General features: G+C 66.9%; 18 protein-coding genes. 5 read left to right on the top strand and 13 right to left on the bottom strand.

The window, feature by feature from the left end; translation table 11 throughout:
* Window positions 1-2 precede the first annotated feature (2 nt).
* The 3 genes from ASE30_RS15430 to ASE30_RS15420 form a co-directional block, all read right to left on the bottom strand.
* Window positions 3-1,667 carry an isovaleryl-CoA dehydrogenase gene (locus ASE30_RS15430; protein ID WP_057285146.1) on the bottom strand — a complete coding sequence of 555 codons (1,665 nt, stop codon included), beginning with the start codon at window positions 1,665-1,667 and terminating at the stop codon, window positions 3-5.
* Window positions 1,668-1,733: 66 nt separating this feature from the next.
* Complete coding sequence (locus ASE30_RS15425) at window positions 1,734-3,263, bottom strand: amidase (protein WP_057285145.1); 1,530 nt, start codon at window positions 3,261-3,263, stop codon at window positions 1,734-1,736.
* 117 nt (window positions 3,264-3,380) lie between these two features.
* A complete protein-coding gene (locus tag ASE30_RS15420; RefSeq protein WP_057285218.1) occupies window positions 3,381-4,736 on the bottom strand; it encodes a DNA recombination protein RmuC in 1,356 nt (451 codons plus the stop codon).
* A gap of 239 nt (window positions 4,737-4,975) precedes the next feature.
* Between ASE30_RS15420 and ASE30_RS15415 the strand changes: the two genes are divergently transcribed.
* On the top strand, window positions 4,976-5,623 hold the full coding sequence (locus ASE30_RS15415; RefSeq protein ID WP_156407652.1) for a YrbL family protein: 648 nt from the start codon (window positions 4,976-4,978) through the stop codon (window positions 5,621-5,623).
* Here ASE30_RS15415 and ASE30_RS15410 read toward each other — a convergent pair.
* The 9 genes from ASE30_RS15410 to ASE30_RS15370 form a co-directional block, all read right to left on the bottom strand.
* Complete coding sequence (locus ASE30_RS15410; protein WP_082601595.1) at window positions 5,620-6,333, bottom strand: DNA-3-methyladenine glycosylase; 714 nt, start codon at window positions 6,331-6,333, stop codon at window positions 5,620-5,622. The genes ASE30_RS15415 and ASE30_RS15410 overlap by 4 nt on opposite strands.
* Before the next feature lie 31 nt (window positions 6,334-6,364).
* Window positions 6,365-6,721 (bottom strand): Spx/MgsR family RNA polymerase-binding regulatory protein, encoded by a 357-nt coding sequence (locus ASE30_RS15405; RefSeq protein ID WP_057285143.1) that lies wholly within the window; start codon window positions 6,719-6,721, stop codon window positions 6,365-6,367.
* On the bottom strand, window positions 6,718-7,527 hold the full coding sequence (locus tag ASE30_RS15400; protein ID WP_057285142.1) for an ABC transporter permease subunit: 810 nt from the start codon (window positions 7,525-7,527) through the stop codon (window positions 6,718-6,720). Before ASE30_RS15400 ends, ASE30_RS15405 begins: the two co-directional genes overlap by 4 nt.
* Window positions 7,524-8,444, bottom strand: a complete 921-nt coding sequence (locus ASE30_RS15395; RefSeq protein WP_057285141.1) for an ABC transporter permease subunit — start codon at window positions 8,442-8,444, stop codon at window positions 7,524-7,526. The genes ASE30_RS15400 and ASE30_RS15395 overlap by 4 nt, the downstream gene beginning before the upstream one ends.
* Window positions 8,441-9,568: an ABC transporter ATP-binding protein gene (locus tag ASE30_RS15390; protein WP_057285140.1), complete on the bottom strand. Its 1,128-nt coding sequence runs from the start codon at window positions 9,566-9,568 to the stop codon at window positions 8,441-8,443. Before ASE30_RS15390 ends, ASE30_RS15395 begins: the two co-directional genes overlap by 4 nt.
* A gap of 5 nt (window positions 9,569-9,573) precedes the next feature.
* A complete protein-coding gene (locus ASE30_RS15385; RefSeq protein WP_057285139.1) occupies window positions 9,574-10,677 on the bottom strand; it encodes a polyamine ABC transporter substrate-binding protein in 1,104 nt (367 codons plus the stop codon).
* 144 nt (window positions 10,678-10,821) lie between these two features.
* Window positions 10,822-11,556, bottom strand: a complete 735-nt coding sequence (locus tag ASE30_RS15380; RefSeq protein WP_057285138.1) for a 3-deoxy-D-manno-octulosonic acid kinase — start codon at window positions 11,554-11,556, stop codon at window positions 10,822-10,824.
* Window positions 11,546-11,968, bottom strand: coding sequence for a group II truncated hemoglobin (locus ASE30_RS15375; protein ID WP_082601588.1), 423 nt, complete (start codon window positions 11,966-11,968; stop codon window positions 11,546-11,548). Before ASE30_RS15375 ends, ASE30_RS15380 begins: the two co-directional genes overlap by 11 nt.
* Window positions 11,968-14,502: an ABC transporter permease gene (locus ASE30_RS15370; protein WP_082601587.1), complete on the bottom strand. Its 2,535-nt coding sequence runs from the start codon at window positions 14,500-14,502 to the stop codon at window positions 11,968-11,970. The genes ASE30_RS15375 and ASE30_RS15370 overlap by 1 nt, the downstream gene beginning before the upstream one ends.
* A gap of 101 nt (window positions 14,503-14,603) precedes the next feature.
* On the opposite strand from ASE30_RS15370, the gene ASE30_RS15365 reads away from it, so the two are divergent.
* The 3 genes from ASE30_RS15365 (at window position 14,604) to ASE30_RS15355 (ending at window position 17,492) form a co-directional block, all read left to right on the top strand.
* Window positions 14,604-15,578 (top strand): TRAP transporter substrate-binding protein, encoded by a 975-nt coding sequence (locus ASE30_RS15365; protein WP_057285136.1) that lies wholly within the window; start codon window positions 14,604-14,606, stop codon window positions 15,576-15,578.
* 100 nt (window positions 15,579-15,678) lie between these two features.
* Window positions 15,679-16,179, top strand: a complete 501-nt coding sequence (locus ASE30_RS15360; protein ID WP_057285135.1) for a TRAP transporter small permease — start codon at window positions 15,679-15,681, stop codon at window positions 16,177-16,179.
* A gap of 35 nt (window positions 16,180-16,214) precedes the next feature.
* Window positions 16,215-17,492 carry a TRAP transporter large permease gene (locus ASE30_RS15355; protein WP_057285134.1) on the top strand — a complete coding sequence of 426 codons (1,278 nt, stop codon included), beginning with the start codon at window positions 16,215-16,217 and terminating at the stop codon, window positions 17,490-17,492.
* A 236-nt stretch (window positions 17,493-17,728) separates the two neighbouring features.
* On the opposite strand, the gene ASE30_RS15350 is transcribed toward ASE30_RS15355, so the two are convergent.
* The gene (locus tag ASE30_RS15350; RefSeq protein ID WP_013392635.1) at window positions 17,729-18,019 is read right to left on the bottom strand and encodes a DUF3579 domain-containing protein; all 291 of its coding nucleotides are present in this window, start codon (window positions 18,017-18,019) and stop codon (window positions 17,729-17,731) included.
* Window positions 18,020-18,227: 208 nt separating this feature from the next.
* Between ASE30_RS15350 and ASE30_RS15345 the strand changes: the two genes are divergently transcribed.
* Complete coding sequence (locus tag ASE30_RS15345; RefSeq protein WP_057285133.1) at window positions 18,228-19,409, top strand: aspartate aminotransferase family protein; 1,182 nt, start codon at window positions 18,228-18,230, stop codon at window positions 19,407-19,409.
* The last annotated feature ends 24 nt before the right edge of the window (window positions 19,410-19,433 follow it).

The following is a 19,433-nucleotide window of genomic DNA, read 5'->3' as shown; positions in this document are numbered from 1 at the left end:
ATTTAGCATGCGCCGATGGCGGGCCACGCCCGCGACAGGATCGCCTGCGTGTCGGCGCCCGCGCCCAGTTCGCCGAATATGCCCCCGTCCGGCTGCAGACGGCTGCCGATGAACGCCTGCGCCACGGCATCGGGCGCATGTTCGATCAGCAAGGCGGCCTGCCACAGCCGTGCCAATCCCCCGGCGATGCGGCGCGCCTGGAATTCCGCCTGGCCGCTATCGGCCAGCAGGGACCGCCAGCGCGCCACGGCCTCGTCGAAGTCCCGGTACTGGCCCGCGGCCCGCGCGAACTCGGCCTCCAGCGCGGGCAGCGCTTCGGGCTCGCGCTGCAAGGCGCGCAGCACGTCAAGCGCCATGACATTGCCCGAGCCCTCCCAGATGGAGTTCACGGGGGTTTCCCGATAGAGCCTGGGCATGGGCCCCTCTTCGACATAGCCATTGCCGCCCCAGACCTCCATGCACTCGGCCACGGCGGCGACCGCGCGCTTGCAGACCCACAGTTTGGCGGCCGGCGTGCCGACCCGCAGCAGCGCGCGCGCGCCGGCGCTGGCGCGTTCGTCCACGGCGCGCGCCAGCCGCAGCCCGAGGGCCATGGCGCCTTCGCTTTCCAGCGCCAGGTCGGCCAGCACATTGCCCATCAGGGGCTGTTCGATCAGCGCCTTGCCGAACGCATGGCGGTGCTGCGCGTGATGCGCCGACTGGGCCAGCGCCTGGCGCAGCAGGGCAGCGCTGCCCAGCACGCAGTCCAGCCGCGTGGTGCCCGCCATTTCCAGCAGCACCGCCAGGCCCTTGCCCGGTTCGCCAACCATGACGCCCCAGGCCTCTTCGAATTCGACTTCCGCGCTGGCATTGCTGCGATTGCCCAGCTTGTCCTTCAGGCGGCGCACGCGGATGGCGTTGCGCGGACCGTCGGGAATCCAGCGGGGGACGAAAAAGCAGCTCAGCCCCTCTTCCGTCTGCGCCAGCACCAGGTGCGCGTCCGCCTGCGGCACCGAGAAAAACCACTTGTGCCCCACCAATTGGTAGGCGCCCCCCCGGCCCGGCGCCCCCAGCGGCATGGCGCGCGTCGTGACGGCGCGCAGGTCCGAGCCGCCTTGCTTTTCGGTCATGCCCATGCCAATCAACGCGCTGCGCTTGGCGGCCAGCGGCGCATCGGTTCCGTCGAACTCGCGGGAATACAGCGCGGGCAGCCACTGGCCGCCAAAGTCCACGACGCCGGCGGGTTCGCGCTGCAGCAGGGGCACGGCGGCAAAGGTCATGGTCGTGGGACACAGCGTGCCGGCTTCGACCTGGCCCTGCATCAGGTAGGCCGCCGCCCGGGCCACATGCGCGCCGGGCGCGGGCGCGGCCCAGGCCCGGCTGTGCAGGCCGCGCGCCATGATGCCGCCCATCAGCAGGTTCCACGACGGATGGAACTCGACGTGATCGATGCGGTGCCCGCCACGGTCATAGCTGACCAGACGCGGCGGGCAGCGGTTGGCCTCGGCGCCGGCCGCCAAGGTCTGCGCGCGGCCCAGCCACGCCCCATGCGCGTTCAGGTCGCCCGCCCAGGCCTCGGCGCCCTCGCGGCGCACCGCCTCGCGCAAGGCCGGATCGGTGTCGAACAGGGAATAGTCTTCCAGGGGCGGGACCTGGTTGATGACGGTATGCGTCGCGAACGATGACATGGCAGCTCCCGGGTTCAATCCGCACGGGCGCCACGGGCCGATGCGGCGCGATCCGGCCTCTTGGCCTTATCCAGCCATGGGCGCGGTCAGGTTCCAGGGCCGCAAAGCCTCGACTTGCGCCGCCAGTTCCAGCAACAGCGCCTCGGTGCCCAGCGCCCCCATGACCTGGATGCCGATGGGCAGGCCGTCGGACGACATCCCGAAGGGGATGGAAATGGCCGGCATGCCCGTCAGGTTGGCCAGGGGCGCAAACGGCGAATAGCCGATGACGCCCTTCTTGCCCAGACGGTAGGCCAGGTAGTCGGCGTTGTCCATGGCATAGCGGCCGATCGGTGCCGGCGGCTGGGCCAGCACCGGGCAAAGGAACAGATCGTAGCCCTGGGAACCGTCGCGGTGCAGGAAGCGGCCCACCCGGCGGGTGATCTCATGGCAGGTATCGACGCAGGCCACGTACTGCGAGCCGGAAATGGCGCGGGCATATTCGCGCGCGCCCAGCGTGGTGGGCTGCAGTTCGTCGGCGGCCAGGCGCCTGCCGCGCGCGGCCACGAAACTGTCGATGGCGTTGGCCGCCGCGCTCGCGATCAAGGGCAGCATGGGCGACAGGACTTCCTCGGACCCCACGGGCGGGGCGGCCTGCACCAGCTCGTGTCCCAGCGAGGCGAAGAAGCGGGCGGCCTCGTCCAGCGTGGCGGCGACATCGGGGTGGATGGCGCCGCCCTCGTAGGTGGTATTGATGAAGGCGATGCGCCGCCGCGGGGCGGAGCGCGGATCGGAGGCCACCCGGGCGACGACCGCGCGGTAGGAGTCCACCGGCTGGGCGGGCGCCGCATAGGGCGCGCCCACGTCCGCGCCGGCGCTGATGTCCAGGGACGCGGCGCAGTCCCGCACCGACAGCGTCATCATGTGCTCGGTGGCCAGGCCGCCCCAGCCCTCGCCCTTGAGCGGACCCAGCGGCATCAGGCCGCGCGAGGGCTTCAGGCCCAGCACGCCGCAGCAGGATGCCGGGATGCGGATCGAACCGCCGCCGTCGCTGCCATGGGCGATGCGCACCATGCCGCTGGCCAGTGCCGCGCCCGCGCCGCCGCTGGAGCCGCCCGCGCTATGGCCGGTTTTCCAGGGGTTTTGCGTGGGCGGGCCGTAGGCCGGGGATTCGGTGGTGGGGCTCAGGCCCAGTTCGGCGCTGGTGGTGCGGCCGAAAGGAATCAGCCCAGCCCGGCGATACCGTTTGACGAGCTCGGCATCGACATGCCATTCGACATGCCCGTAAAGCACGGAACCCATCGCGCTGGGGAGCCCGATGGCGGCGGTGGCAAGATCCTTGAGCAGCGTGGGGACGCCCAGGAACGGGCGGTCGCGCAGTTGCGCAAGGCGCTGCGGCGGCGACAGCGAGGCCAGTTCATCGTCCAGCGACTGGGCCAGACGCAGGCCGGCCTCGGCTTGCACGCCGCAGGCCGCGTTGACCGAAGGGTTACGGGCCGCCACCCGGTCCACGGCTTGCTGCATTGCAGCAAGCGCCGTGATGGCTCCTTGGGCGATGTCGGCGCCCAGCGCCGTCGCGTCGAGAGAAGAGGAATCATGGCGTTCAGCGGTGCTCATGCTTACGATGCTCCAGGTATCGACGGCGAAATGCCGTAAGCATGAGGATATCGGCTGCAGGGGCGGCCAACAAGCAGCCTGGGAACGGCAGGAGTCCGATACGTGCGCTCCGGCCGGTCAGACGGCGCCGGCGGACGGCGCGCGCAGGCCGTCAGCCTCGTCCTCGGCGTCCTCTTCGACCTCGGCATCGGCCTGGTCGGCCGCGCCCGCCCCGCCCAGCAGTCGCAAGGCATCGGCCTCGGGCAACGCTTCCACGCTTTTCAGATTCTTGAGCATGGCGCGGGTGCGCACTTCGGTCTGGCCGATCTTGTTGCTTGCCGTGTCCAAGGTCTTCTTGACGCTGGCCAGGGCTTCGCCGAACTTGCCGAACTCGGTCTTGACGGCGCGCAGCACCTGCCACACTTCGGACGAACGCTGCTCGATCGCCAGCGTGCGGAATCCCATCTGCAGGCTGTTCAGCAGGGCCGCCAGATTGCTGGGGCCCGCCACGTTGATCCGCAGGCCGTGCAGCTTGTCCAGCAGCCCCGGCCGCCTCAGCACCTCGGCGTACAGGCTTTCCGTGGGCAGGAACATGATGGCGAAATCGGTGGTGTGGGGCGGCGAGACGTATTTGCCGGCAATCAGCCGCGCTTGCAGTTCCACCGCCCGGCCAAGCGCGGCGCCGGCGGCCTTCACGCCCTCGGTATCGGCCGCGTCCTGGGCATCCATGAGGCGTTCGTACTCTTCCTTGGGGAATTTGGCGTCGATAGGCAGCCAGACGGGCTCGCCGCCATCGCCGCGCCCGGGCAGGCGGATGGCGAACTCGACCACGGCGTCGCTGCCCGGCACGGGCTTGATATTGCTGGCGTACTGGTCCGGCGTCATGTTGTCTTCGATCAGCCGGGCCAGTTGCACTTCGCCCCAGGTGCCGCGCGACTTCACGTTGGTCAGCACCCGCTTCAGGTCGCCGACCCCCGCGGCCAGCGCCTGCATTTCGCCCAGCCCCTTGTGCACGGCTTCCAGGCGGTCGGATACCAGTTTGAAGGATTCACCCAGGCGCTGTTCCAGGGTCGCATGGAGCTTTTCGTCCACGGTCCGGCGCATTTCGTCGAGCTTGGCGCTGTTGTCCGTCTGCAAAGACTGCAGGCGCTGGTCCACCGTGGCGCGCACCTCCATCAGGCGCCGCTCGTTGATCTGGATCAGCCCCTGCAATTGTTCCGAAAATCCGCCGGCGAAGCGGCCCAGCGATTCGGCCGATTCGGCGCGGGCGGCCTGCGCATCGCGGGCCAGGGCGGCGCGCAGTTCGGCGTGCGACTGTGACAATTCCACCCGCAGGGACCGCGTGGATTCCGAGAATTCGCTGCGCAGGCCGCGTTGGCCTTCGCCGATATCGGCGCGTAGCGCCCGTTCGGTTCTTTCCAGCCCTTCCAGCAAGGCGTCCAGGCGCGCATCGGCTGCGGACGGCCGCAACCAGGCCAACACCGTCGCCAGCATGGCCAAAACCGCGCCGCCGGCGGCGACCCAAAGCAGAATATCGTTCAAAAAGGCGCCTCCAAAGCGGGAATTGTAGGTCTCATCCCCGGCCCTTTCCAGCCAGCCCGAATCATTCCAGGACAATTCGAAGACGCAGGTGGGCAACCGCATTAAAATGACCGCCACCTAAACCGATCCACGTTCCCCTTTTGAACCCTGCTGACCTCTCCCAATGCAAGCCGCCGGTCTCATTTCAGTCCGTGTTTGGCCCGCTGGATCTGAATTCGGAAACGCAGCTTGCCGCAGGCGGGGACCGGCACATCTTCCAGCATCCGCATTCGCCAGCCCTGCTTGTCAAGATCATCGACATGCAAGCGCGCGCCGTCTATCTGGAAGCGCGGCCGTTCAAGCGCTGGTACAAGCAATATCAGCGCGAAAGCGCCTACCGCGTCTATCTGAACGAAATCTCCGAATACGTCACCACCACCACGCGTCCGTCCGGCGTGTGGGAAGTCCCGATGGCGCGCATCGTGGGCCTGGCGCAGACGTCGCTGGGCCTGGGCCTGCTGGTCGAGAAGATCACCGACGGCGAGGGCAACCTGGCCCCCACCGTGCGGGACCTCGGCAGACGCGGCCTCATTGACGACGCATTGAAAGCGCAACTGGCCGAGTTCTTCGAAGACCTGGCCGATGCCCACGTCGTGGTGAACGACATGTCCGCCAGCAATATCGCGGTGGGGCTGAACGCCGACGGCAAGAAGGGCCTGTACCTGATCGACGGCTTCGGCGTGCTGCCGCTGATTCCGCTATACGCCTGGAGCAAGCGGCTCAATCGCCGGCGCATCCAGCAAAAGCATGCGGAACTGCGCGCATCCTTGGCCAGGCGCGAAAGAGAAGGCAGCTTCTAGAGGCCGCCGGCAGGTCCGCCCTGCCCGCCCGCGGGCGCCTCTGACAGCACGATGCCCTGGCGGTCCACCCACACATAGTCATGCCCCGCGCGCTGTCCGCGCCGCAAGGGGTTGCGCGTGCAGAACGCGGCGTAAGCCGGATCCACGAAGCGATAGCTCAGGTGTTCGTCCCGGCCAGCCGGGATGCCCAGCCGCGTGGTGCAGATCAGGAAGGCGGGCGCTTCGCCGACGTCCTCGACATACAGCGCGGCAGGATCAAAACGGCGGGCGTCCCAATCGGGCACTTTCAGGCCCAGCGCCCGGCACAGCAGCGTCTGCCCCGCGCAAAGGCTGGCGGGCGGGCGGGCGCGCCCTTGCGCATCGGGATTCAACTGCTGCATGCGGGCGAGCGCTTCGGGGCCCGACAGCGCATCCGTCCAGGGGTGGGCGGATTTGATCAGCACCGCGTTGCCGGCGCCCGCCGCGCTGAAGTTCAGCGAGTCGCCGCCGCGGGCGTAATACATGTAGACCGTGCCGCCATCCATGAACAGCGCGCGGCGCTTGTGCGTGTAGCCCAGCGAGGCGTGGCTGCCCTTCTCTTCCAGGTAGTAGGCTTCGGTCTCGATGATGCGGGCCGACAGCCACAGATCACCCACGCGGTGGCGGATGACCTTGCCCAGCAGTTCGCGCGCAAGCTGGACCGCGTCGCGGTCGAAGAAGGCATCGGGCAGCGCCCGGCCGGCCAGGCCCGGCGCCGCCGGCTCAGGCGTAGCGTTCGCCGTAGCGCTTTTCGCTGAAGCCAACGCTCACCTCGCCATCGGGCGTCACCGTGACCGGACGGCGCACCAGCGCCGGGTACTCGGCGATCAGCGCGGTCCATTGGGCGTCGGTATCGGCGCCCTTGCGGTCTTCGGGCAGATTGCGCCACGTCATGGAGGCGCGATTGACCAGCTTTTCCCAGCCGCCGACCTGCCCGGCCCAGGATTTCAGCGTGGCGGCGGGCACCGGATTGTCCCGGTAGTCCACGAAGACGTGATCAACGCCGTGCGCCGTCAGCCAGTCGCGCGCCTTGACGCAGGTACTGCACTTGGCCAGGCCATACAGGGTGGTTGCTTTCATTTGGATTCGGCCTCCTTGCGCCATTGCATGCGGTTGGCGAGGATCACGCAGGTGCCCACCGCCAGGATGAACAGGGTGGCGAGCGCGTTGATCTCGGGCTTGAGGCCCAGCCGCACCCGCGAAAAAACCTCCATGGGCAGCGTGCTGGAGCCCGGGCCGGACAGGAACGACGCGATGACGACATCGTCCAGCGACAGCGTGAAGGACAGCAGCCAGGCCGACGCCAGCGCCGGCGCGATGAGCGGCAGCGTGATCTTGAAGAACACGGTGATGGGCGTGGCGCCCAGGTCCAGCGCGGCTTCCTCGAGCGAGCGGTCCAGGTCGCGGATGCGGGTCTGGATGACGACAGCCACGAACGCCATGCACAGCGTCACGTGCCCCACCCAGATCGTGAACATGCCGTTCTGCGACGGCCAGCCCAGCGTTCCGCGCAGTTCCACGAACATCAGCAGCAGGGAAATGCCCAGCACGACCTCGGGGATCACCAGCGGCGCGCTGAGCATGCCCACATACAAGGCAAAGCCGCGAAACCGGCCCATGCGCGCCAGCACATAGCCCGCCCATGTGCCGATGACGACGGCCGCCGTCGCCGTCAGCACGGCGATCCGGAACGACAGCCAGGCCGCGCGCAGCAGCGCGTCGTCGTTGACCAGCGCGTGATACCAGCGGAACGAGAAGCCCGTCCAGGAAGTGACGGAGGGCGACTCGTTGAACGAAAACACCATCAGGCTGATGATGGGCACATACAGGAAGAAATACCCCAAGCCCAGCACCACGGCGCGCATCGTCTTGTTGGGACCGTTCATGCGCGGCCTCCGCCAGCCAAATCCTGCTGCTTGACCTGGCTGTACTGGAAGTACACCAGCGGCACGAGCAGCAACAGCACCATCACGCAGGTCACCGCCGAGGCCATGGGCCAGTCGGCATTGTTGAAGAATTCATTCCACATGACGCGGCCTATCATCAGCGTGTTGGCGCCGCCCAGCATTTCCGGGATCACGTATTCGCCCACGGCCGGGATGAACACCAGCATGGCGCCGGCGATCACGCCCTGGCGCGACAGCGGCACGGTGATCTGCCAGAACGCCTGCCAGGGCTTGGCGCCCAGGTCGTATGCCGCTTCCAGCAGGCGCAGGTCCATCTTCACGAGCGTGGCGTACAGCGGCAGGATGAAGAACGGCAGATAGGCATAGACCATGCCGATATAGACCGCCACGTCGGTGCGATAGATCTCGAGCGGACTGGAAATGAGCCCAAGGCCCTGCAGCAGGTTGTTCAGCAGGCCGTCGTTGCGCAGGATGCCCACCCACGCATATACGCGCAGCAGCAGCGACGTCCAGAACGGCAGGATCACCGCCAGCAGCAGCAGGTTGCGCACCCGCGTCGACGAACGCGCGATGTAGTACGCGATGGGATAGCCGATCAGCACGCAGATCAGCGTGGTGATGCCGGCGATCTTCACCGAGCTCAGGTAGGTGCGGAAATACTGGTTTTCGGTGAACAGCAGGATGTAGCCGCGCAGATGCAGGCTGAACTGGATGGCCTCGTCCTGGAATTGCGCCAGCGATGTATAGGGCGGAATGCCGAACTTCATTTCGGCAAAGCTGATCTTCAGCACCAGCAGGAAAGGCAGCAGCAGGAACAGCACCAGCCATGCGAACGGCGGCACCACCGCCAGGGTCCGGCCCGACGGCAGCCAGTCGCGGGGCGAAAAGCGGATCATGACGCCAGCACCGTCGCGCTATCCGCATCCCAGCTGACGAAGATCTCTTCGTCGATGCCCGGCGCGTCCATCTGGGCCAGCAGCAGGCTGGGCACGCTGGCCTCGACCGTCTTGCCGGAATCCAGGCGGATCTGGTAGAGCGCGTAGCTGCCCATCCAGGCCATGTGGCTGACCATGCCGTGCGCCCAGTTGTATTCGCCTTCGGGCTGCTCGCGCGACACCACCAGGCGCTCGGGCCGGATGGACACATGCACTTCCATGCCCAGCGGCTCGCTCACCCCGTGGTTCACGAAGAGCGGGCGCGTCAACTCGGCGCATTCGATCGCCACATGGTCGGGCTCATCGACCACGATGGTGCCGGTGAACATGTTGGTCGACCCGATGAAGCTGGCGACGAAACGCGAATTGGGGAAGGCGTAGACGTCCTGAGGCGTGCCGCACTGGACGATCTGGCCTTCGGTCATGACGGCCAGGCGGTGCGCCATGGTCATGGCCTCTTCCTGGTCGTGGGTGACCATGATGCAGGTCACGCCGACCTGCTCCAGGATCTTCACCAGCTCGATCTGCGTCTTCTGGCGGATCTGCTTGTCCAGCGCGGACATGGGCTCGTCCAGCAACAGCAGCTTGGGCCGCTTGACCAGGCTGCGCGCCAGCGCCACGCGCTGCTGCTGGCCGCCCGAAAGCTGGTTGGGCTTGCGGCGCGAATAGCCCGCCATCTGGACGAGATCCAGGGCTTCGAACACGCGGTCGTGGATTTCGGCGCGGTCCACGCCTTCCTGCTTCAGGCCGAACGCCACGTTGGCCTCGACCGTCATGTGCGGAAACAGCGCGTAGGACTGGAACATCATGTTCACGGGCCGCCGATACGGCGGCACGCTGGTGATGTCTTCGCCGTCCAGCAGGATCTGGCCCGAGGTGGCCTCTTCGAAGCCGGCCAGCATGCGCAGCAGCGTGGACTTGCCGCTGCCGGAGCTGCCCAGCAGCGCGAAGATCTCGTTGCGCTTGACGGACAGGTTGACGGCGCGCACGGCAACCACGTCGCCAAAAATCTTGACCACATCGGAGACCCGGACGAACTCATCCGGGTCCGCCGCGTGCGGCGCCGAGTGACGGCTATCGTTCATGATGACTAATTTCCCAACTTCAGCTCGGACCACAACTTGTTTTGCAGGCGCGCGATATTCAAGGGCAGCGCCTTGATCACGTACAGGGTCTTGGAGACCTCCGCCGGCGGGTAGATCATGGGGTTGTCGGCCACGTCCTTCGTCACGTACTGCCGCGCCTCTTTGTTGGCGTTGGGGTAGAACATGGTGTTGGTGATGGCCGCGTGAACCTGCGGCGTTTCGATGTAGTTGATGAAGGCCAGCGCCTCTTCGGGATGCGGGGCATCCTTGGGGATGACCATCAGGTCGAACCACGCGGGCGCGCCGCCTTTGGGAATGAAGTAATTCACTTCATAGGCCTTCTTGGCCTCTTGCGCGCGCTTGCGGGCGATCATGACGTCGCCGGAAAAGCCGTAGACCATGCAGAGGTCGCCCACGGCCAGTTCGTCGATATAGCCCGACGAGCTGAACTGCCGGATGTACGGGCGGATCTTCTTCAGGACTTCCATCGCGGCCTGGTAGTCGGCGGCATTGGTGCTGTTGGGATCCTTGCCCAGGTACTTCAGCACGGCCGGAAACACCTGCGCGGCTTCGTCCAGCATGGAGATGCCGCACTCCTTCAGCTTGGCGGCGTTCTCGGGCTTGAAGAGCATGTCCCAGTTGGCCAGGTCGACGTCGTCGCCCATGATCTGCTTGACCTTGGTGACGTTGTAGCCCAGGCCGTTGGTGCCGTAGCCCCAGGGAACGGCGTGTTCGTTGCCGGGATCGACCGTGGCGACAAGCGCCATCACCTCAGGATCCAGGTGCTTCCAGTTCGGGATCTTGGACTTGTCCAGCTTCTGGAACAGGCCGGCTTCGATCTGGCGCGAGGCGTAATGGGTGGACGGGACAACGACGTCATAACCCGACTTGCCTGCCAGCAGCTTGGCCTGCAGGGCGTCGTTGCTGTCGTAGACGTCATAGCGGACCTTGATACCGGTTTCCATTTCGAAACCGGGAATCGTATCGGGGGCCGTGTATTCGGCCCAGTTGTAGACGTTGACGACCTTGTTCTGCGCGACCGCCGCCGATGTGGCTGCTGCGATCAACGCCGCTCCGAGCGCCCAGCGCATTCCCGCCTTGAGTTCCATTATGACCAAGCCCCCTTGCTCTGTGCCCTGTGTGACAGGAGTACCAAAAGGCGAAATGATAAAGCTTTTTAGCGATGACCTGCCCAACTTTGGCGGGCGATTGGGGCACTGCCCGCAGGCCGGGAGCCGTGGCCTGGACGGCGGTCAGGGCTGGATTCCGACGCCCCAGGCCGTCCAATAACTGTCGCGCAGGCGCAGCCAGAAGCGCTCTCCGGACTCGCCCGCCACCTTGCGCAGCGAACGCCGCAGCCGCTCCAGATTGGCCTGGCGCTGCCGTTCCGACAATGCGCCCTGCGTGCCGCGGTCGAAATCGATGAGCCAGACCTTGCCATCGCTGCCGATCAGAATGTTGAACGCATTCAGGTCGGCATGCCACACGCCCGCCCGGTGCATGTGGACGATCGCGTCGGCCACGGCCTGCCAGAGCGGCTCGGCCACCGCCTGAGCCAGGGGACGCACGCCGGGTATGCGCTCCACCACGATGGCGGCGCGGTAGATCGGGCCTTGCCGCCAGTAGGCCGCGGCCAGCGGCGCGGGAACGGGCAGGCCTAGTGCGCGCATCTCCGCCAGCAGGCGGTATTCGCGGAAACTCCGGGTACGGGCCTCGCCATTCCAGAGATAGGCGTCGCTGCTGACGCGGGCAATCATGCCGCCGCGGCGGTAGCGGCGCAACACGCCCTGCCAGCCCTGCCCCTGCACGAACCAGGCCGCCTGGCGGCCGCCGGCGTCCACCGGCCGCGCCCGCTCGCCGTAGTGCGCCGGGTTGAAGACTTCGGGTCCGGCATCCGGCAAGCGCGCGGCGTCGCTGAGCATGGCGCCGCCCAAGGGGCCGGCCCAGGACTGGCGCCGGGCGCCCGATTGCGGGTCGTCAGCCTTCACGGTTGCGCATCCAGTCGGCCACGCCGTAGAAGGATTCCAGCAGGCGCTCGACCAGCGCGGGCTCGATGCCCTCGTCTTCCATGGCGCGCCCGATGCAGGTCACCCATTGGTCGCGTTCGACCTCGCCGATGGAAAACGGCAGGTGCCGCGCCCGCAGGCGGGGGTGGCCAAAGCGTTCTATATAGTGGTCCGGCCCGCCAAAGTACCCGCACAGGAACCAGAACAGCTTGTCCCGGGCCTCATCCAGGCTGGGGCCGTGCGCGGCGCGCAATTCCTTGAGATCGGGCTCCATGTCCATCAGGTCATAGAAGCGGTCGACGAGCGCGCGCACGCCGGACTCGCCGCCCAGAAGGTCAAACATGGTGCGGGAATTTTCCACGGGTTCGGTAATGGTTTGGACGCGGGATGTCATCAGGTTTCTCGAAGGGTGACCAGGGGCGGCGTGCGCAGGACGCCGCGCAGCGCCAGGGCGCCGCCCGCCCAGGCGCCCAGCATGCCGATGCCGATGCCCGCCAGCCACGGCCAAAGACTGAAGGTAATAGTGAAGTCGAACACCAGCGTTGATAAAGCCCAGGCAATCGCGGTGGCGCCGGCGGCCGCCAGCAGGCCGGCCAGGCCGCCCACGGCCCACAGCTCGATGCGCTGGGACCGCGCCAGTTGGCGCCGCGTGGCGCCCAGCGCGCGCAGCACCGCGGCCTCGCGCATGCGCTCGTCGCGGGTGGCGGTCAGTGCCGCGGACAGCACCAGCACGCCGGCGGCCAGCGTGAACAGGAACAGAAGCTGCACCGCCCTGCCCACTTCATTCAGCACGGACTGCAGTTGCTGCAGGATGGCGCCCACGTCGAACACCGTCAGGTTCGGGAACTCGCGCACCAGCGCGGGCAGCACCGCCGCCTTTTCGGGCGGCAGATAGAACGAGGTGATCCAGCTTTGGGGCATGTCGGCCAGCGAGGCGGGGGTCAGGATGGCGAAAAAATTCACGCGCATCGTATCCCAATCCACCCGGCGCGTACTTGAAACCGCCACCTCGACCTGCTGGCCCGCCACGTCGAAGGTCATCTTGTCGCCCAGCCCGATGCCCAGGGTCTTCGCCAGGCCCGACTCCAGCGAGACCTCGGCGGACCCCGGCGCCAGCCAGCGGCCCTGCTCGATGCGGTTCGACGAAGGCATCTCGTCGCCATAGGACAGGTTGAACTCCCGGTCCACCAGCCGCTTGGCGCGCGGCTCTTCGTAGTCGTCCGGCCCCACCGGCTTGCCGTTGACGGCGATCAGGCGCCCGCGCACCATCGGCGACAGCGCAATCCCGCCCAGCCCCTCTCGGGTCAGCGCGTCGGTCACGGCCTGGCGCTGGTCGGGCTGCACATTGATCAGAAAGCGGTTGGGCGCGTCCGGCGGCAGCGTGCGCTGCCAGCCCTGGATCAGGTCGGTGCGCGTCATGGTCAGCAACAGCAGCGCCATCAGCCCGACCGCCAGCGCGCAGACCTGGGTGATCGTGGCGGCCCGCCGGCGCACCACGCCGGCCAGCGCGAAGCGCAGCGCCGGCAGGCCCGCGGCCAGGCCGCGCACGCGCGCCAAGCCCAGGATGCACATCCAGGCCACCAGGGCGAAGACCCCGAAGGCGCCCAGAAAGCCGCCGGCCACTACGGCGCCCAGCCTGGCGTCGCCCGCGAACCACCAGATCAGCAGCGCAAAGCCCGTGGCGCCCAGGACGTAGCCCAGGGCGCTGCGCGCGCTGAGCGTATCCGCGTCGCGCCGCAACACGCGGGCCGGCGGCACGTGGCGCAGTTGCGCCAGCGCCGGCAAGGCAAAACCCAGCAAGAGCAACAGCCCCGTCAGCAAGCCCTGCAGCGCCGGAATGGCCGAAGGGGCCGGCAAGGCGGTGTCGATGAGCGAGCCCAGCAGCATCACCAGCACCTGGTGGACGGCATACCCCAAGAGGCAGCCGGCGGCGGACGAGAACAGGCCGACCAGCGTGAATTCCAGCGTCAGCATGCGGGCGACCTGGGATTGCACCGCCCCCAGGCAGCGCATGACCGCGATGCCGTCGCGGTGCCGGGTCATGTAGCGGCCGGCGGCGAGCGCCACGGCCACCGCCGAGATCAGCACCGCCAGCAGCGCGACCAGCGACAGGAAACGCTGCGCGCGGTCCAGCGTGCGGCGCACTTCGGGACGGCCCGACTCCAGGGTGGCGACTTTCTGGCCGCGCTTCAGGTTCTGCCCGAGCCAGGCCGAATACCCGGCCACGGCGTCCGGCTGGCCGGCGACCAGCAGCGCATAACCGATGCGGCTGCCCGGCGCGATCAGGCCGGTGGCCGGAAGATCGCTGGCGCGCAGCAGCACGCGCGGCGCCACGTTGACGAACTGCATGCCGCGGTCCGGTTCATAGGTGATCACGCGGTCGATGCGCAGATGGGCATCGCCCACGTTCAGCGTATCCCCCACTTTCAGGTTCAGCAGCGACAGCAGTTGGGCATCGACCCACACCGCGCCTTCGGGCGGCGTATCGCGTGTCGGCGCATCGGGGCTGAATGGCGCGTCGGCGACCCGCAAGGCGCCACGCAGCGGATAGCCCGGCTCCACCGCCTTCAGCGCAGCCAGTTGCGCGCCGTCCGCGGCCCCGCCGACCATGGTGGGGAACTGCCAGGTGCTGGAGACGGTCAGGCCGCGCTCGCGCGCCTGTTCCTTGAACGCCGCTGGCACGGGCTCGTCGGCGTCCAGCACCAAGTCGGCGCCCAGCATCTGGCCGGCGTCGCGTTCCAGCGCCCGGCTGACCCGGTCGGCCAGGAAGCCGACACTGGTCACGGCCGCCACCGCCACCACCAGGGCCAGCACCAGCAAGCGCAATTCGCCCGCGCGCGCATCCCGCATCATCATGCGGGCGCCCAGGCGCAGGGTGGACCAGAAACCAGGGCGCTTGGCCTGTGACATATCAGGGAAATCCATCATTCATCTATGTTAACTAACCGCCTATAGGGCGTCCGAATCCCGATATCATCCCGGGGCGGGCGGCAAAGCCGCCCATAAGATAACCAATACCGGAGAAGACAATGCGCAAATCCTGGCTTGCGGCCACGATTCTGACCGCCTGCGCGGCCGCCACCTCGCTGCCCGCGGCAGCCCAGACCACCCTGAAGATGGCCTACGCCCTGTCGACCTCGTCGCACTACGGCGCGGGCGCCGATGCCATGGCCAAGTCCATCGAGGCATCCAGCAACGGCAAGTACAAGGTACAGCAATTCGCCAACAGCGCGCTGGGCGGCGAACGCGAGGTCATCGAAGGCCTGCAGATCGGCACCATCGACCTGGCCATCGTTTCGACCGGCGCCACCCTGAATTTTGTTCCCGAGACCGGGGTTTTCGATATCCCGTTCCTGTTGCGCGACCTGCAGCACGCCCGCACCGTCCTGGACAGCAAGATCGGCCAGGACATGCTGGCCAAGTTCCCCAGCCGCGGCATCGTCGCGCTCGCCTGGGGTGAACAGGGCTTTCGCCACCTGACCAACAACGTGCGCCCGGTCAAGACCCCGGCGGACGCCAAGGGCCTGAAGATCCGCACCACCGAGAACCCGATCCACATCACCGCCTTCCGCCAGATCGGCATCCTGCCCACGCCGATGGCATGGCCCGAAGTGGCCACCGCCCTGCAGCAAGGCACCATCGACGGCCAGGAAAACCCCCTGTCGGTGATCACGTCGGCCAAGCTGTCGCAGATGCAGAAGTACCTGTCCTTGACCGGCCACGTGTACGGCCCGGCCCTGGTGCTGATGTCCGCCAACGTCTATGAAGGCCTGTCGGCCGCCGACAAGGCCAACTTCGACAAGGCCGGCAAGGATTCCGCCCTGGCCATGCGCGCCTACGTGGACAACATCGAGAAGACGGGCGTCGAACAGTTGAAGAAGGAAGGCATGCAGGTGTCCGAAGTCGACCGCGCCGCCTTCGCGGCCGCCGTCGAGCCGGCCTACCCCGAGTACTACAAGAAGTTCGACAAGAAGCTGATCGATTCGATCCGCGACACCAAGTAAGCGGGGCCTGCCCCTGCGGGCATGCAACGCCGGGCGGCGGGATCCCCGTCCCGCCGCCCCCGTGCCCCATTCTTTGCGCCCATCGCACCCGGGATTCATCATGCGTTTGCTCTGCGCTTTCGACCGTGGCTTGTTCAAGCTGATTTCGGTCCTTGCCCAACTTTTGCTGGTGGCCGCCGCGGCCGCCGCCTTCTATCAAGTCATCGCCCGCTTCGTGCTGCACTCGCCCGCCGACTGGAGCGAGGTGCTGACCCGCGCCCTCCTGATCTGGACCGTGCTGCTGGGTGTGGCGCTGGCCTTCCGCCACGGCGCCATGATCAGCGTGGAACTGCTGCGCAACCTACTGGGCGGCACCAAACGGCGCGTGCTTGAAGCCGTGATCGGCCTGATCTGCGCCAGCTTCCTCGGCTTTCTGGCCTGGATTGGCGGCAACATGACCTATCGGGTGCGTTTCCAGACCGTACCCAGCCTGGACATCTCGATTTCCTGGATTTATCTGGCGATCCCAGTGGGGGCAACGCTTGCCGCCATCGCCGTGCTGGCCCGCTGGTGCGCCGGCGAAGAAGAAGACGTGCCCGTGCGCAACGACGCGCAAGGCTGAGCCGCCCTTATCGAACCTGAGCAGCAGATATCGCCATGTCCCAAATAATGATTGTCTCGATGCTGATCTTCTTCGGGCTGTCCGTGCCGGTCGCCGTGTCGATCGGCCTGGCCAGCCTGGCGGGCGTCGGCACCGCCGGCCTGCCCTGGGTGGTCGTCGCCCAGCAACTGTACGCAGCGCTGGACAAGTACCCGCTGGTCGCCATCCCGTTCTTCATCCTGGCCGGCAACCTGATGGAAGCCGGCGGCATCTCCGAACGCATGGTGGAATTCGCCAAGAGCGTGGTGGGCGGCATCCAGGGCGGCCTGGCCTGCACCTGCGTGCTGACCTGCATGATCTTCGCGGCGGTCGCCGGTTCCAGCGTCGCCACTACCTTCGCCGTGGGCGCGATCCTGATCCCGGCCATGATCCGGCACGGGTACCCCGCTCCGTTCGCCGCGTCGCTGCAGGCCAGCGCAGCCGAATTGGGCGTGATCATCCCGCCGTCCATCCCGATGATCCTGTTCGCCGTGTCCACCGACACGTCCACCGGTGAACTCTTCATCGCCGGCGTGATGCCCGGCATTCTCATCGGCGTTGCGCTGATGTTCTACGTCTGGTTCTACGCCAAGCGCAACAACCTCGGCAAGCGCGACGGTGAAGGCCGTCTGCCGCTGTGGCCGGCGTTCAAGAGCGCCTGGCTGGCGCTGATGATGCCCGTGATCATCCTGGGCGGTATCTACGGCGGGGTGTTCACGCCGACCGAAGCCTCGGTCGTCGCCGTGATGTACGCCGTGGTGGTGGGCAAGTTCATCTACCGCCGACTGAGCTTCAGGCAGTTGTCGCAGACACTGCACAAGTCCGTGGTGTCCACCGCCGTCATCATGTTCGTGATCGCCAACGCCGGCATCTTCAGCTTCCTGCTCAACCGGGCCGGAATTCCCGATGCGCTGGGCGTGTGGCTGTCCCAGATCTTCGACACCAAGTTCACATTCCTGATGGGCGTGAACGCGGCCTTGTTCGTGATCGGCATGTTCATCGAGACCTCGGCCTCCATCGTGGTGCTGGCCCCCTTGCTGCTGCCGGTCGCGCTCAAGTTCGGCGTGGAACCGGTGCACTTCGGGATCATCATGGTCGTGAATCTGGCCCTGGGGATGATCACGCCGCCGTTCGGGGTAAACCTGTTCGCGGCCTGCGCGGTGGCGAAGCTGCCGCTGGAACGGTTGATCAAGCCGCTGGTGCCATTCGTGGGCGTGGTGATCGTCTGCCTGATGGTCATCACCTACTGGCCGGGCTTGTCGCTCGGCCTGCGCGATCTGGTGTATGCGAAATAACTTGGCCGGTCCAGGGACGGCAAGGCGTGCGCGGGAACGCGCCGCCTTTTTGTATACAATTTGCATTCGCCGTGCGCCCGTCCCGCGCGGGTTGCAGGGGATCGCCGCCCCCGGCAGCAATGCCGCCGGCTGTCCCTGCCCCGCAAACGACGCGTAGCGGCCGGCCCGCCCGCTGGGGCGCGCCGGCTGTCCGAATGAGAAAAGCGCCCGGTTGGGCGCTTTTTCGTTCGGAAGACCTAGATTTCGCGTTCTTCCGTCTTGAGGTTGTTGTCGCGGGCGAAGTCCACCACGAACTTGTACGCCAGGGGCTCCAGGTCGCGCAAACGGAGATCGACCACGATCCCGCGCACGCCATCGATCACGACGGGGAGCACATAGGGCGAATAAGTGAGGTGGTTACCAGCACAGCCGGCGGGCCGGAACTGTGCCATTACGCCGGCGAGCCGCTCCGCCCAATCGCTGGGGCGGAATCGGCTACCGCTTTCGGTAACGCCATGAATTACGAATTGTCTGACGCGAGTTGCCATGAGTTCTTCACTGCAGGGCGCCTTTCACGAAAGCCGGATCTTCGGCGTGATCAAACATGCGTCCTGCGCCGCGAATTGTATATGATTGATCCTTTGCCCTCTTTCGAAAGGCGATTCGCCTCGAATATGCCGCTGAAAAGCAGGGCATGCCTTTCAGGCAATCACCCTCGGGCAACAACCCTCAGGCAATAACCCAGGAGGATCCGCGATGAGCTCGCCTCTGGCCAACATCTACGCCCGGCTGCCGGTGTCGTTCACGCACGGCCAAGGCGTATGGCTATGGGATGCCCTGGGCCGCAGGTATCTGGATGCCCTGGCCGGCATCGGCGTGTCCTGCCTGGGCCATGCGCACCCGAAACTCGTGGCCGCCATCGCCGAGCAGGCCGCACGCGTCATCCACACCTCGAACATCTACGAAATCCCCCAGCAGACGGCGCTTGCCGCCCGCCTGGCGGAACTGTCCGGCATGCAGGAGGTCGCGTTCAACAACAGCGGCTCCGAAGCCAACGAGGCCGCCATCAAGCTGGCCCGCTATTACGCCTACCAGCGCGGCAACAAGCACGCCCACATCATCACCATGGATTCGTCCTGGCATGGCCGCACGCTGGCCACGCTGGCGGCCACCGGCAGCGAAAAGGCGCGCAAGGGCTTCGAGCCCCTGCCCAGCGGCTTCGTCCAGGTTCCGTACAACAACCTCGACGCAGTGCGCGCCGCCGGCGACGCCGAACCCCGCACCGCGGCCGTGCTGCTTGAAGTGCTGCAGGGCGAAGGCGGTATCCGCCCGTCCGACATCGCCTATCTCCAGGAAGTCCGCCGCCTGTGCACCGAGCGCGGCTGGCTCCTGATGATCGACGAAGTACAGTCCGGCATCGGCCGCACTGGCAAATGGTTCGCCCACCAGTGGGCCGGCATCGTGCCCGACGTCATGACGCTGGCCAAGGGCCTGGCCGGCGGCGTCCCCATCGGCGCAATGCTGGCAGCCGGCCCCGCCGCGGGCGTCTTCACCCCGGGCAGCCATGGCACCACCTTTGGCGGCGGCCCGCTGGTGTGCGCGGCCGGGCTGGCGGTGCTGGATACCCTGGAATCCGAAAAGCTGCTGGACAACGCCCACGCCGTGGGCAATCACTTGAAGAATTCGCTGGCCAGCGCGCTGGCCGGCACCCCTGGCGTCACCGAAGTGCGGGGCCGTGGCCTGATGTTGGGCATCGAGCTCGCCCGCCCCTGCGGCATCCTGGCCATGCGTGCCCTCGAGGCCGGCCTGCTCATCAATGTCACGCGCGACCGCGTCATCCGTATGCTGCCACCGCTGATACTGACCCGCGAAGAGGCCGACCAGATCGTCGCCATCCTGGTTCCGCTCATCCAACAGTTCCTCACCGAAAAACCATAATCAACGTCCCGCCCGGGCCACGAG

The sequence above is a fragment of the Achromobacter sp. Root83 genome (genome assembly GCF_001428845.1).
Lineage (GTDB): Bacteria > Pseudomonadota > Gammaproteobacteria > Burkholderiales > Burkholderiaceae_B > Achromobacter.
This window is presented reverse-complemented; position numbering and strand designations above follow the sequence as displayed.